This is a genomic window from Microcoleus sp. Pol12B4 (assembly GCF_036701385.1).
Classification (GTDB): domain Bacteria; phylum Cyanobacteriota; class Cyanobacteriia; order Cyanobacteriales; family Microcoleaceae; genus Microcoleus.
Window position 1 is genome coordinate 1 of record NZ_JAUBQR010000196.1, and the last position, 12,750, is coordinate 12,750.

General features: G+C 47.0%; 15 protein-coding genes, 1 tRNA gene and 1 pseudogene. 12 read left to right on the forward strand and 5 right to left on the reverse strand.

The features are described from left to right. From QUA38_RS22435 to QUA38_RS22445, 3 genes are all read left to right on the forward strand, one after another. Window positions 1-2,076 (forward strand): phage/plasmid primase, P4 family (locus QUA38_RS22435; RefSeq protein WP_333165723.1); only part of this gene is annotated, 2,076 nt, incomplete at its 5' end. A 495-nt stretch (window positions 2,077-2,571) separates the two neighbouring features. After that, window positions 2,572-2,898, forward strand: coding sequence for a hypothetical protein (locus tag QUA38_RS22440; protein ID WP_333165725.1), 327 nt, complete (start codon window positions 2,572-2,574; stop codon window positions 2,896-2,898). 38 nt (window positions 2,899-2,936) lie between these two features. Then, entirely contained in the window at window positions 2,937-3,218 is a 282-nt protein-coding gene (locus QUA38_RS22445) for a flagellar alpha dynein (RefSeq protein WP_333097077.1), read from the forward strand. A 62-nt stretch (window positions 3,219-3,280) separates the two neighbouring features. On the opposite strand, the gene QUA38_RS22450 is transcribed toward QUA38_RS22445, so the two are convergent. Beyond that, window positions 3,281-3,517, reverse strand: a complete 237-nt coding sequence (locus QUA38_RS22450) for a hypothetical protein (protein WP_333097078.1) — start codon at window positions 3,515-3,517, stop codon at window positions 3,281-3,283. A 25-nt stretch (window positions 3,518-3,542) separates the two neighbouring features. Here QUA38_RS22450 and QUA38_RS22455 point away from each other — a divergent pair, with 25 nt between their 5' ends. Beyond that, complete coding sequence (locus QUA38_RS22455) at window positions 3,543-3,800, forward strand: hypothetical protein (RefSeq protein WP_333097079.1); 258 nt, start codon at window positions 3,543-3,545, stop codon at window positions 3,798-3,800. Between the two features lie 270 nt (window positions 3,801-4,070). Here the strand turns inward: QUA38_RS22455 and QUA38_RS22460 are convergent. Next, a tRNA-Val gene (locus QUA38_RS22460) sits at window positions 4,071-4,142 on the reverse strand. Between the two features lie 72 nt (window positions 4,143-4,214). On the opposite strand from QUA38_RS22460, the gene QUA38_RS22465 reads away from it, so the two are divergent. Together QUA38_RS22465 and mazG are read left to right on the forward strand one after the other, a co-directional pair. Next, window positions 4,215-4,844, forward strand: coding sequence for a metal-binding protein (locus tag QUA38_RS22465; protein ID WP_333165727.1), 630 nt, complete (start codon window positions 4,215-4,217; stop codon window positions 4,842-4,844). Between the two features lie 70 nt (window positions 4,845-4,914). Beyond that, entirely contained in the window at window positions 4,915-5,742 is an 828-nt protein-coding gene (gene mazG / locus QUA38_RS22470) for a nucleoside triphosphate pyrophosphohydrolase (protein ID WP_333165729.1), read from the forward strand. Between the two features lie 127 nt (window positions 5,743-5,869). Here the strand turns inward: mazG and QUA38_RS22475 are convergent, their stop codons facing one another. Then, the gene (locus tag QUA38_RS22475) at window positions 5,870-6,271 is read right to left on the reverse strand and encodes a helix-turn-helix transcriptional regulator (RefSeq protein ID WP_333165731.1); all 402 of its coding nucleotides are present in this window, start codon (window positions 6,269-6,271) and stop codon (window positions 5,870-5,872) included. 180 nt (window positions 6,272-6,451) lie between these two features. On the opposite strand from QUA38_RS22475, the gene QUA38_RS22480 reads away from it, so the two are divergent. Further along, on the forward strand, window positions 6,452-6,835 hold the full coding sequence (locus QUA38_RS22480) for a hypothetical protein (RefSeq protein WP_333165733.1): 384 nt from the start codon (window positions 6,452-6,454) through the stop codon (window positions 6,833-6,835). 127 nt (window positions 6,836-6,962) lie between these two features. On the opposite strand, the gene QUA38_RS22485 is transcribed toward QUA38_RS22480, so the two are convergent. Both QUA38_RS22485 and QUA38_RS22490 read right to left on the reverse strand, forming a co-directional pair. Then, window positions 6,963-7,448: an allophycocyanin subunit alpha-B gene (locus QUA38_RS22485; protein ID WP_190746013.1), complete on the reverse strand. Its 486-nt coding sequence runs from the start codon at window positions 7,446-7,448 to the stop codon at window positions 6,963-6,965. Between the two features lie 96 nt (window positions 7,449-7,544). Beyond that, window positions 7,545-7,907: a hypothetical protein gene (locus tag QUA38_RS22490; protein WP_333165735.1), complete on the reverse strand. Its 363-nt coding sequence runs from the start codon at window positions 7,905-7,907 to the stop codon at window positions 7,545-7,547. Window positions 7,908-7,930: 23 nt separating this feature from the next. Here QUA38_RS22490 and rlmD point away from each other — a divergent pair, with 23 nt between their 5' ends. The 5 genes and pseudogenes from rlmD (at window position 7,931) to lpxD (ending at window position 12,668) form a co-directional block, all read left to right on the forward strand. Continuing rightward, window positions 7,931-9,343, forward strand: a complete 1,413-nt coding sequence (rlmD, locus tag QUA38_RS22495) for a 23S rRNA (uracil(1939)-C(5))-methyltransferase RlmD (RefSeq protein ID WP_333165737.1) — start codon at window positions 7,931-7,933, stop codon at window positions 9,341-9,343. Between the two features lie 163 nt (window positions 9,344-9,506). Next, window positions 9,507-9,668: pseudogene (locus QUA38_RS22500) on the forward strand (GNAT family N-acetyltransferase); the annotation flags it as partial. Then, window positions 9,650-10,918, forward strand: a complete 1,269-nt coding sequence (locus QUA38_RS22505; RefSeq protein WP_333165739.1) for an SPFH domain-containing protein — start codon at window positions 9,650-9,652, stop codon at window positions 10,916-10,918. The pseudogene QUA38_RS22500 and the gene QUA38_RS22505, both read left to right, overlap by 19 nt. A 248-nt stretch (window positions 10,919-11,166) precedes the next feature. Beyond that, a complete protein-coding gene (locus QUA38_RS22510; protein ID WP_333165740.1) occupies window positions 11,167-11,484 on the forward strand; it encodes a YkvA family protein in 318 nt (105 codons plus the stop codon). Between the two features lie 143 nt (window positions 11,485-11,627). Continuing rightward, entirely contained in the window at window positions 11,628-12,668 is a 1,041-nt protein-coding gene (gene lpxD, locus QUA38_RS22515) for a UDP-3-O-(3-hydroxymyristoyl)glucosamine N-acyltransferase (protein ID WP_333165743.1), read from the forward strand. The last annotated feature ends 82 nt before the right edge of the window (window positions 12,669-12,750 follow it).

The window sequence follows — 12,750 nt, forward strand, 5'->3', positions numbered from 1 at the left end:
AAAAAGCTTGCCAAGGTACTGGAAAAGCGAGGCTGTAACGTTTTGGTGGCAATGTGGAATCCTGAGCTAGGCTTAAAGATTGACGATGTGCTCGTCAAACACGGCCCGGAGATGGTGAAGAAAATTATGGCTGATGCACTCCCCTATGCTCAATGGCTTAAGAGTATCGAAAAACAGATAAACAGCATCACTCAGTCGCGTGACACAAGCGATTTGAGGAAAAAGAGCAAACTTCCCAGCGCTGACGCGAAAGCACGAGAATTAGCTGAAGATTACCGCGACCGTTTAGCTTTCAACAATGAAGTGCTGTGCTGGTATCGGTACGAGACAGATACACCGGGCGTTTGGTCGCCCGAAACTGACGAATACATTGAGTCTGTTGTGTATCAACTGCTGAAGTCGCAAGGACTAGAAGACATCCCGCCAGCGTATGTCACGGCTGTGGTTAAATTTCTCCGACACGAACTTATTAAGAGAAGTTGGAGAGAACTTCCAAACCTATTGCCATTCCAAAATGGAGCACTGGAAATTGCCACAAGCAAACTGCTACCGCACTCACCGGGACACAATTTCACTTGGTCGCTACCGCGTCAACATTCCGCTGTAGCGTCAGATTGGTCAAAAATTGCCGATTGGCTGCACTTTGTCTCCAAAGGCAACAAACACATACAAGACTTGATAATCGCGTTCTGTAACGCCGTTCTAAAGGGACGTGCTGACATTCAGAAGTTCTTGCACCTGATTGGAATTGGTGGCAGCGGTAAAGGTACGCTGATGCGCCTAATAATTGCGCTCATAGGAGTGGAAAACACACACAGCACTACTCTCGATGATTGGTGCAGCAACCGTTTTGAAGCAGCACAGGCGTACAAAAAGCGATTGGTAGTTTTCCCCGATGAAGATAAAGGGACGCGCAAACTCGGTAAGTTTAAGCAGCTAACTGGTGGCGATTGGCTTAGGGCTGAAGAGAAAGGCAAGAAGCCCTTTAAATTCCAATTTGAAGGAATGGTAGTGCTTGGTTCAAACTTCCCTATTTTTGGAGCCGACAACTCTAGCGGTATGGCACGGCGAACGATTACAGTGCCATTTGATGCAGTAGTAGGGTCAGTCAACCTCAAGCTGGGAGAAACCTTTGAACCAGAACTGGCAGCATTCACCAATTACCTGCTATCGCTGGATGACGACTGGGTAGAGCGTATCCTGCGGGGGGTAGTTGATATCCCAGAAATAAATTTGCAGGGCTGGGAAAACACCATCAGAGATAACCCGATCGCCGGATTCCTAAACGACAGACTCATCTATGACCCACTAGCCCAAACTTCAATCGGAGATTCAGCTTACGCCGAGGGGTCAATTTACCAGGCTTATGACCTTTACTGTTCTGAGCAGGGTCATAAGCCACAGGCGATTAAGAACTTCAGTCCGAACCTGATTGAGCTAGCAAGTACGATTCTCGGTTGGCAGGTAGAGAAAGTCCACACGAGAGTAGGAAAAATAGTCAAAGGACTCCGACTGCGGACAAAAGCTGATGAGTATATCCCAACTTACGATTATGAGCTTCACTCTCGCTGTGACGGATTCTGTGACGGGTCGGTGACGGATTCTGTGACGGGTCAGAACTCCGTCACAGAAACGATTGTGACGGGTGTGACGGATAAACCTCTTATTCAGGGGGAAAAATTAATTGATGACATTCCGACCACCGATAAAGCTTGTGAGGAAGTGAAAACCGAAAATATCGAGAGCGCTATAGACTTTTATCCGTCACACCCGTCACTGGAGCCAGAAACCCTATCAATAAAGGAACCTGACCCGTCACAGAATCCGTCACACTACCCGTCACAGAATCCGTCACCGACTTCCTTAAGTGTTGGAGTAACTCATGAAGAGCTTAAGGTTCGCGACCGGGTGCAGATTTTGGATGACGGGGAATATCACGGAAGTTACGGGGAAGTCACTGATGTGGGCTTGGGTCGCGCCGAAAAGGACTATTATATTGCCCTGGATGACTTGCCTACCCTAAAAGTTGTTATCAGTGTTCTATACACTCAAAATGTTCCTGTTCTGAAGTTGTAGCGGTTGCGGGGGTTAGGTAGGGAAATATGGATTTTCCCGCCTAGCTCACATATCATCTAGTATCCCCCATGTGCCGATGGCTAGGAAGTACAAACTTCGTTCGGAGCTGAAACTTTTTTGGTCGCGAACATTGTATAAGCTTGTACCTCAGCGCCATCGGCTGCAATCTACAATCTTCGTTGCGACCGCCGAAAAATTTCCCCGTGAACATCGTATAATCGATTTTTAAAAACAGATTTTGTGTTTCTCCCGGTTTGCATCCGAGCGGTTTTTAAAAATCGATTAAATTCAATCTGTAAAACGCGCAATTCTTTGCCCCGTCTTGATTGTAGCATTTTAGGTATAACTTTTAGGGTAACTTCATTTTGCCTGTATCTCGGCTGTACCCTATTTGAATTAGGCTCAAATCAGATTATAGACACTTGTAGACAAAGGTGTTGACATTGTAGACAGCCATCGGTTAATGTAGACATATTGTGTCTACAAGTGTCTACAATGAGTAACAGTCAGGTTATATCTTTTCGTGCCTCCGGTCACTTTTTAAACTGGATAGAAGCCCAAAGGGAGGAAGGGGAATCGCCCAGCCAAGCTGCGATGCGCGTCCTCAAAGCGCTTGCTACTGGGGAAGACATAGAAGTGTCTACAGTAATGTCTACAGTAATGTCTACAGTGATGTCTACACGAAGCAATGATAGTTTGATGTCTACAGATTTGTCTACAAATATTGTTGAAACTGTAGACACTCAGGTAGCCGCTAAGTTAGACCCCGTACTTGAACGCGTGGCAGCGCTGGAGGAACGCCTGGGAAAATTGAGAGCCTGAGCGATGACAACAGCGAAACTGAATCGCTCAGGCTTGAATTGAAAGCGGCTAATCAGCAGCTAGCTGAATGGGATAAAGAACTAAATCAACTGCACGAGCGGAACGGTGATTTGGGACTTGAGGTGCAAAATCTGAAAGAACAGTTGGCGATCGCCACTTGCGACCGGGAAGAAAATCAAAAAAGTTCGCCTGCCAGCGGCGTTGCCAGCGACTTATCTGATAAGGCGGCCAAAGTTCTCAGCTTCATCCGTCCCTATCTGGTAAAGAAAGTTCCAGCTAACTTACTAGCAAAACTTGAGGAGATTTTAGGGGAGGACTGAAGTGTAAACCCCAAAAGGGGGAATCAGGAATAAAGAGCTAGCGATTCCTGAGCAGTAACTGGTCACGGGGTAACGCTGCGAAGCTTCTCAGTAGCCATCTTTTCGTACTGAGGCAACTTGTAAGCTCGAAACAATTCCACAGCTAGTGCAGTTACTGAGGTATCGACAACACAAAACTTTACAATCACAGGGTTGCATTTTCCCTCAAATGCTGCGATCGTAAGAGGTAAGGAAGATTGATAGGCGCAGCTACCCGGTGCTACTAACACCGAATAGTTACGACTTCCCCAACAGTTCATTATCAACAGTTGGAGCTTAATAATAATGACACAACTTAACGGCGCTCAAACAAGTACGCCGCAAGATTTAACATTGCCACGAGGTAAAATCCTTATCTCGCGACAAACCCTGCGAGAGTTACTCTCGCTGCTTTCTCTCACTACGCCAATTGTGGGGCATCCGCAGCCGCCGGATCGGCATTGGAATGCCATCAAATCAGTCCGTCTAGCACGCGCCCGAAAGATATTAAGACGGACGCTTGCGGGTGGTAGTAAAGCCCTCAAGGAAGAAGTTGACGACTAAGCCACGCCAAAGTTACCCCTTAGAATATTAGGGGTAATCTGTGGTCACTATGATAGGCTTAAACCTGCTCATCCTTGGCCTGTACCCTACATCAATCCGATTAATTTATTCTCTCGGTAACAGTAAACGGGAAAGGCTACTCAAAATTTATTCACCAATAATAGCCCAGCGGGGCATAATGGGGATAATTTGAGGGAGAATTGAGAACACCCTGCTTTACACGCAGGATGTAAGTAGGTCAAATCCATACAGTATGCAGACTACCAAGAATGGGTAATGTAGGATTTGAACCTACGGCATCCTGCGTGTAAAGCAGGCGCTCTACCACTGAGCTAATCACCCAATTGCACTCACCGGGATTTATCATATCACAGTAACTCAGAAAGATCAAGTAAAAAAAATCCTAAACTTTAAATGCCCTCTGGCCGCACCCACGATCAAATAACCATGTGGAGTTTGCCCTTCGTGGCAGCCCTCACCTTTGGCCAGACTCAGAGCAGCAACCTGACTTTGCTCGTTTCCGGCAGTTTCTTATTCGGCGGGCTGATGTTTGGCCCCGACTTGGATATCTACTCTTGCCAGTATCAGCGCTGGGGATGGTTCAAACCGATTTGGCTCCCGTACCAAAAAAGCCTGCGCCACCGCTCTTTTTTGTCCCACGGCCCTCTGATCGGCACTGCTTTGCGAATCTTGTACCTCGCTATCTGGATCGCGGTTCTCGGAATGTTGGGATTGGCAGTTGCCGAAAAAGTCGGGAACTTAGGGGGGAATTGGCAGGATGTGGTTTTGAGTTACGGGCGATCGCTCTGGGAACACCACATCGAAATTTTAGCCGTTTACATCGGTCTAGAATTGGGCGCTATGAGCCACTATCTGAGCGATTGGGGTGGCTCGGCTTACAAAAGATTCAAAAAAAAAGGATTGAGCGGGTTGCGCCCTCCTAAGACAATTAAGAGGCCCAAAATCAAAGCTCCCAGTCGCACATCTAGCAAATCCATAGCAGAAGGAAGAAGGAAGAAGGAAGAAGGAAGAAGGAAGAAGTAATAAAATCAATGGTTGGAGCCATTAACAACGTTATAACCGTCTTGGCGGTGGATATAAAAGGTAAATTATTATGTCTAATTCTGAAAGTCGATCGCTCACAGCACTCAAAGAACTTATAGAAGTTGTGGCGAAATTGCGATCGCCAGACGGCGGATGTCCTTGGGATTTAGCCCAAACTCCCCAAACTCTAATTCCTCACATCATCGAAGAAGCTTATGAAACCGCCGACGCGATTCGCAAAGGAGATAAAGATGCGATCGTCGAAGAATTGGGCGACTTACTGTTACAGGTAATTCTGCAAGCTCAAATTGCCAGCGAATCCAATCAGTTTACCTTCGCCGAAATCGCTGCGGGCATTACAGAAAAACTAATTCGGCGACATCCCCACGTCTTCGGCGATGTCGAACTCAACAGCGTGGATGAAGTCAACGAAAACTGGGAAAAAATCAAAGCAGCAGAAAAAGGCACAACTTCGGAAAAGCCACCAACTTTAGCCTCGAAAATGAGCCGTTATGCCAGCACTTTGTCGCCGATCACCGCCGGGATGAAAATCTCTCAAAAAGCTGCGGAAGTGAGTTTTGATTGGGACAGTGTAGACGGCGTTTGGGATAAATTCCACGAAGAAATGGCAGAATTTGAACACGCTCTCAAACACGAGGATAAGGCAGCGCAGCAGTCAGAATTGGGAGATATTATGTTTGTGTTAATTCAACTAGCTCGCTGGTACGATTTAGATCCGTCGGCTGCTTTGCAGGGAACAAACGATCGCTTTGTGCAGCGGTTTGCTAGGGTGGAGGCTGCGTGCGATCGACCTTTGTCAGATTATGCCCCAGAAGAGTTAGAATCTCTGTGGCAGCAAGCTAAAGCTTTAATTGCTAAACAAAAGGGCGATCGGTAATCAATCACCGCAGATAAACACAGATAAAAAGACATCAGCGTTCATCAGCGTTCATCCCCTAATATCTGCGGTTCAAAACTCCCCATCTCAAGAATTTGGTTGCATCAGTTCAGATATCAGCAATGAACTACTCGTAAAGCTTCGCGTCATTGTACGGCGGATGTTCGCAAGCGATATAAAGCGCATTTGTGGGTTCCAGGGCTTCCCCTGTCACCGGATCGATCGGCTTGAGGACAAAGCATAACAGAGAGAGCGATCGCCAATCCAAATTATCCAGCTTCCCGCGTTCGTAACGGTTGACTGTTGCAGCACTGATACCCACATCTTTGGGTACGGGTTTATTTGTAGCTGTGAACAGCGCCTCTTCATATCCCTTTGTTTTGAACTCTGTTTCGCTTACAGACCAGCCTGTTGTCTGTCTTGCTGCTTTTAAAATCTTCCCCAAACGCATCCGCCCCGTTTCAGTGAAGCGAACGGGACGCAATTCCTGCTCTTTTTCTACCACAGCTTTGTTAGAGAGTCCTGACATTTTTCCCACCTACGTTAACTCTCAAACTAGCACAGCATCAATGATTGAGGGTTGCACGAGCAACATCTGAGCTGAAGAAGTTTAAATTAACTTCATTGCACTTGTGCAATAAGAGTCTGATATAGTAATATGTAATTGACTCTAAACCGAACTTGCCTCTCAAGCCCTGAGTATACAGCCATGACAGCACTATTTCGCCGCATCCAACCCTCGAAAAAGCTCCGCATCACCGTCAGGTCGATCGCCCACCTGCTCAAAATCAGCCAAAACCTGATTAAGCGAGTCGAATCATGGGCTTTCGTGGTTTTCGTCCACCATCGGGATAGAGGCGGCCTGTTCGTCAGCTACCGCAGGCTGGAAGAATGGCAAAATGCCATCGCCCATCATATCCAAACCTGTCCCACCCTTGGAGAACTCTCGCAACTCAAAACATCCATTCAGTACGACAGCCGGAAATTCAAAAAACAATCTCTCAAAAAAACACTTGACTTTTTAAATCAAATGTGCTTAGAAAGACAAGACGAACTCAACATCTGGGAAAGCTTAAACTGCATTGCTTCCTAGCAGAAATGAGGCAGATTTCCTTTCAAAAAACAGAAGCGAAACATTTGCGAGCAATTGCGAGATAAAATCACCCCAAAAATCACCCGCGAATGCTCCGCCACATTGAGGAAAGCAATCACCAAAGCAATTAAGACATTGCCTGAGCGATATAATCAAAATAAGGAGCTGCTTCCTTAGCATCATCCTGATTGAGCAAAGCCAAAGAAGCTTCCTTCAAACAGCGGATAGCTTCGACCATGCCAGGAACAGGAACGCCGAGAGAATTATACATTTCCCGAACGCCAATCAAACCGATGCTTTCGATCGGCTCCTTGTCACCCGCCAAGATACCGTAGGTAATCAGGCGCAAGTACCAGCCGTAGTCGCGCAGACACAAAGCCCGTTCGCGCTGGCCGTAAGCATTACCTCCGGGGGAGATAAAGTCAGGGCGTTTTTTCCAGAGTTTTTTGCTAGCTTCTTCAACAATTTTTTTCTCACTGTCAGACAGCGCAGTAGCAATACGCACCCGCTGTTCCCCGGTTTTAAAAAAATCTTTGATGCTTTGAAGTTCGCCGGTACTGGGATAGCGAAGTTCGTCGTCGGCTTGGAGAATTAGTTGGCTAACTACGCTCATTGTTATTCAAAAAAATTGAGGATATTTGAGAGTAAGATTAATTGACATTCTCATCCCTTAAAGATGAGATTCTTGGTTGGGCGATTTACTTTGCTTCTAACATTTATCAACATTAGAAGTAGCGGGTAAATCTCCGCAAACGTTATGCTTGATGTTCAAGCCAGTTTCCCTGTATTCCAGGGTACTGCGGGAAAAACTCAAAAACTGCGAGTGAGAGTTTTGATGTCGGCAGACACTTTGACTGTTTAACGAGTTTTTGCTACCTCGCCCCAACAGCATATCGCACAGGATCGATCGGGGCAACTCACGGCAGGCTTGACTTGCAGGTTGAAGCTTGGCTTTAGCAGCAAGACGTTCAGCAGCAGGAAGACAGCCTGCAATTGAGCTTGAGTGCGATGGCTTACGCCCCGCTTCGCTACGACTTATCTCAGGAAAGAGAGAGCGATATTGGATTACCATATTAAATCCTACCACGACTACTTGTGACCAAATCTAAATTCCCAACCCCAAACTCGACGAAATTGGCAAACCCTTGCCAGCAAGGTCAACTGATTGAGATAGAGATTACCGACTTGACAGACACCGGCGACGGAGTTGGTCGTTTTGGTGAGTTAGTAGTGTTTGTTCCCGATACCGTGACGGGCGATCGAGTCCTTGTCCGCCTCGTGCAAGTCAAATCCACCTATGCTACAGGCAAGCTGGACACACTTCTGGAAGCCTCGGAACACCGCATTCGAGCTAACTGCATTGTCGCCGACAAGTGCGGCGGTTGTCAGTGGCAGCACGTAGACTATCAATATCAGCTTGCAGCCAAGCAAAATCAAATCATTCAAGCCTTAGAACGGATTGGCGGATTTAGCAATCCGCAAGTTGATGAAATTTTAACGGGAAAAATCGAGGGATTTTCCCAATTTTTGGGATACCGCAACAAAGCGACTTATCCCGTGGCAATATCTGCGACAGGTCAAGTTCAAGCAGGTTACTATCAAAAAAGCACCCACAAGTTAGTCAATCTCAATCAGTGTCCGGTGCAAGACCCGCGCCTCAATCCTTTGTTAAAAGAAGTCAAAGAAGATATTCACTGGCGGGATTGGCAAGTCTACGACGAAAAGAAACATACAGGAGAATTGCGTCATTTGTCCTTGCGGATCGGACGGCGCACTGGCGAGATGCTGCTAACTTTAATAGTTCGCACTGGAGAGTTGCCGGGACTCGAAGAGCAAGCATCAGAGTGGCTGAAACAATATCCTCAACTGGTAGGTGTTTGTTTGAATATAAACCCCGCTCAAACAAATGTGATTTTTGGTTCCGAAACTCGCTGCATTGCGGGTCGTTCTTATCTGCGAGAAAGCTTTGCTGGGATGAATTTTCAGCTAAGAGCCGATACTTTTTTCCAGGTTAATACAGAGGCTGCCGAAGCGTTGTTAGAGGTGATGGTAGGGGAATTAAATTTGCAGGGAAACGAGGTTTTGGTTGACGCTTACTGTGGGATTGGTACTTTTACTTTACCACTGGCAAAAAAAGTAAAAATAGCCATAGGTTTAGAAGTGCAAGCGGCGGCGATCGAACAAGCCACATTAAATGGTGAGTTAAATGACGTGAGAAATGTCGAGTTTCAGGTGGGAACTGTAGAGAGTTTGCTGCCATCCTTGGGATTGACACCGGATATTGTGCTGCTAGATCCGCCGAGGAAAGGGTGCGATCGCGCGGTTTTGGAAGCTATCAAGGAAATCAAACCAAATCGCATTGTTTATGTTAGCTGCAAGCCTGCTACTTTGGCTCGCGACCTGAAGATGTTGTGCGAAAATGGGGATTATAAGTTAGCGCGAGTGCAGCCTGCGGATTTCTTTCCTCAGACTTCTCATGTTGAGTGTGCGGCGTTTTTGGTCAGGTAGATCAAAAGGGCGATCGGGCCACTAGACTTATTGCATAAATCTTTGATGGATAGGGAAACCGCAGATGTAAAGCAGATAATTTCAAGATTGTTTGCCAATGCAGGCAATTCAAGCCTAGTGAGTAAGTGAGTACAAATAGATATAAGCTGGGGGCGAGGGTTGGGCAACTGAAGCAGCGTTTGCTATCTTAAAATACGGGTTACAAACTCTCGGAGTTGATCGCATTGTAGCGATTTCCCAACCTGAAAATATTGCTTCGCGGCGGGTGATGGCAAAAGTGGGAATGTCTTACGAACAAAATGTGGGTTGCTGGGGTGCAAACTAGATCCAGTCCGGTCTGAATCGGGGGGAGTCCAGAAGTATAGAATAGAGGTTGCGGAACCGGCACACCGCCCGATCGCTCGCCCCCAGCAATTTGTTACCCTAAAAATAGAATCTTCCCTCCCTCAACTCCCTCCCATGAACAACGCTTCTCCCCTGATTCAAACGATAACTCCAGAACGCTGGGCCGGGTTTAGTATGGACTTTATAGGGGCGGGTTACACGGGTGTGTTGGTCAAAAACGGCCGCGCCGTGCGTACCCTGAAATCCGGGCGGCATTTCAGCTTTGCCCTTCCCCTGCTGGAACAGTCTCAAATTGTCCTCGTAGACACCAAACTCCGCAATTTGGAGGTGCAGTCGCACGGAGATTTTTTGTCTAAGGATCGGTTTTTAATAGATGCCACTCTGACCGTTATTTATCAAGTTATAGATCCGAAACGGGTAGCTTTGGAATTGTCCGATCCTATAGGTGCTTTAGCAAGTGCAGTTAAGGATTGTATGGGATTAGCGATCGGGCAAATACCCCTACAACAGCTTATCAGTCAAGGACGGCTGTTGCTGCGCCAAAATTTGCTCGATCGCGTCCAAGATTTTTATACTCTAGGTTTTAACTTAGAAGACGTGCGAATTGGCGATGTCAGCTTTCCCGAAACCAACGGAGTTATTCGCCAAGTTGAAGGAATGAGTGCGCGACAGGAAGCAGAAAATGCGGCCGCACTGCAAATGAGAATTGCCGAAGCCGGCCGTCAGATTGTTCCTCAATCTCCCGTACAGCAGTTAAACTTAATTTCAGGTAATTCTCCTGCGAGTCTTCCAGCTTCTGACACAGCAGCAGGGTTCGATCGAGATTTACAACAACTAACACAACAACTTGCTCAAAATAGTCTCCCTCCTGGGAGAAATCCTCCCCAACTTGCACCAACGGTACTCACAAGCAGCGATCGCAAAACAACCGCATATTTAATTTACAAACTTTCTGGAGAGGCGATCGCCCTAACAGGCAATCCCTTTACAATTGGACGCGAACCAACAAACACTTTAGTATTGCAAGATCCGCAAAGTTCGCGCTACCACGCTCAAATCCGCCGGGCTAATGACGAACTTGGCAAACAGCGGTATCAGCTTGTCGATAGCGGGAGTTCCAACGGCACTTTTGTGGGTGGGCAGAGGCTGGCTGCTAACGAGCCTTTTTGGCTACCAAATGGCTGCGAAATTGCGATCGGTGACCAAAAATGGATCTTTCAAAATTCGTGAGTGAGAGATATGAATATTATTTAAAACAGCAGATAAACACATATTAATTCCATCGGCTTTCATCTGTCAGGTTTCTGTAGGGGAGTTGTTAAGAGTCGCCGCCCTTTCAATACAGCTTGACAACTTCTCCCTCCCCAATTCCCTATACTCCCAGGTAGAAGTCTCTTGCCAACCCTAGGGGGGATATCTCCACAAGCATTTCGAGCGACAATTTGTCAAGATTGAAAATATAAGTAGAGGACAACCCCATGAACTTTTCTATACAATCTGTTTACAACTGGTACCGCGACACCCTCCGCAACCCCAAATACCGCTGGTGGATTATTCTGGGAACCCTGGCATATTTGGTAAGCCCGATCGACATTGCCCCGGATTTCCTGCCAGTCATCGGTCAAATTGACGATGTGGCGATCGCAGTCTTGCTGATTTCCGAAGTTTCGCAAATGGCGATCGACTACTTTAAATCTCGCCAAACAGAGACAGCTTCTGCATCCAAAGCCACGGGTGCCAATTATTCTGAAGCCAACGGCAGCACCGTTGACGTAGATGCAGTTTCTGTAAAATAATTGCCAAAAATAATCGAGCGCTACAACCCCGACTTCTTCAAGAAACCGGGGTTTTTGTTTTTTAAATGGCAACTGCTCAGATTGTGCTCCAAAGCTGGTAATTTTAACTATGATCCATCTGTGCTAACAACAAATTTTTATAGATGAAGTTTAGTGAAATAGTAGAAAAACTTAACTTAGCCACCAGTCGCACCCTCACAGCGTCGGTTGCTACCGATCCGGAAATTACTGGCGCTTCCCCTGTTGATGAAGCTCCATCGGGCACAATCAGTTATATAGAAGGTGCTAAATTTGCCGTTCATACTGCCACTACAAATGCTTCGGCTTTAATTTTGCCCTTAGATGAAAGCCTCCAAGCTCAATGTGACGATCGCAACATCGCTTGGATTGCCGCAGCCGATCCGCGATTGCTGTTTGCTGAAACGATCGCCCTTTTCTATCAACCGTTTCGCCCAGCATCCGAAATTCATCCTTCAGCCGTCGTTCACCCCTCAGCAGAAATTGGTGAAAATGTCTATATCGGCCCCCACGTCGTTATTCAAGCAAAAGTCAAAATTGGCAGCAACGTTTGCATTCATCCAAATGTCGTAATTTACCCAGATGCGGAAATAGGCGCAGGCACTGTTTTACACGCTAATTGTGTCATTCACGAACGTACTCGCATCGGGGCAAATTGCGTGATTCACAGCGGTGCGGCGATCGGGAGCGAAGGTTTTGGGTTCGTGCCGACAGCCACAGGGTGGGTGAAAATGGAGCAGTCTGGCTGCACGGTATTAGAAGAGGGCGTTGAGGTTGGCTGCAACAGCACGATCGACAGGCCCGCTGTCGGAGAAACCCGCATCGGCCAAAATACAAAAATCGACAATTTAGTACACGTAGGTCACGGCTGTCAAGTAGGAAAAAATTGCGCGTTTGCCGCTCACGTTGGCATGGCCGGCGGGGTAAAAATTGGCAACAATGTAATTTTGGCAGGTCAAGTAGGAATTGCTAATCAAGCCAAAATCGGAGATGGGGCGATCGCCACTGCTAAAGCCGGAATTCACAGCGACGTGCCCGCAGGTGCGATCGTGACGGGCGTTCCAGCAATTCCCCACAAACTATTTCTCAAAGCCGCAGCCGTCTACAACCGCTTGCCCGAAATGTACCAATCTCTGAGGCAAATTCAGCGCAAGCTCGATCGGTAGTCATTAGTTACAGCGGATTCCGCTGTAATGAGGTACAACAAAATATCATTGTTGTAGTCAAACCTAATGAAAGCGTATTCTC

Coding starts and splice junctions, on each gene's coding strand:
- QUA38_RS22440 (WP_333165725.1), top strand. CDS start 2,572: ATGAGTAACAGTCAGGTTATATCTTTTCGTGCCTCCGGTCACTTTTTA.
- QUA38_RS22450 (WP_333097078.1), bottom strand. CDS start 3,517: ATGAACTGTTGGGGAAGTCGTAACTATTCGGTGTTAGTAGCACCGGGT.
- QUA38_RS22455 (WP_333097079.1), top strand. CDS start 3,543: ATGACACAACTTAACGGCGCTCAAACAAGTACGCCGCAAGATTTAACA.
- QUA38_RS22465 (WP_333165727.1), top strand. CDS start 4,215: ATGCCCTCTGGCCGCACCCACGATCAAATAACCATGTGGAGTTTGCCC.
- mazG (WP_333165729.1), top strand. CDS start 4,915: ATGTCTAATTCTGAAAGTCGATCGCTCACAGCACTCAAAGAACTTATA.
- QUA38_RS22475 (WP_333165731.1), bottom strand. CDS start 6,271: ATGTCAGGACTCTCTAACAAAGCTGTGGTAGAAAAAGAGCAGGAATTG.
- QUA38_RS22480 (WP_333165733.1), top strand. CDS start 6,452: ATGACAGCACTATTTCGCCGCATCCAACCCTCGAAAAAGCTCCGCATC.
- QUA38_RS22485 (WP_190746013.1), bottom strand. CDS start 7,448: ATGAGCGTAGTTAGCCAACTAATTCTCCAAGCCGACGACGAACTTCGC.
- QUA38_RS22490 (WP_333165735.1), bottom strand. CDS start 7,907: ATGGTAATCCAATATCGCTCTCTCTTTCCTGAGATAAGTCGTAGCGAA.
- QUA38_RS22510 (WP_333165740.1), top strand. CDS start 11,167: ATGAACTTTTCTATACAATCTGTTTACAACTGGTACCGCGACACCCTC.
- lpxD (WP_333165743.1), top strand. CDS start 11,628: ATGAAGTTTAGTGAAATAGTAGAAAAACTTAACTTAGCCACCAGTCGC.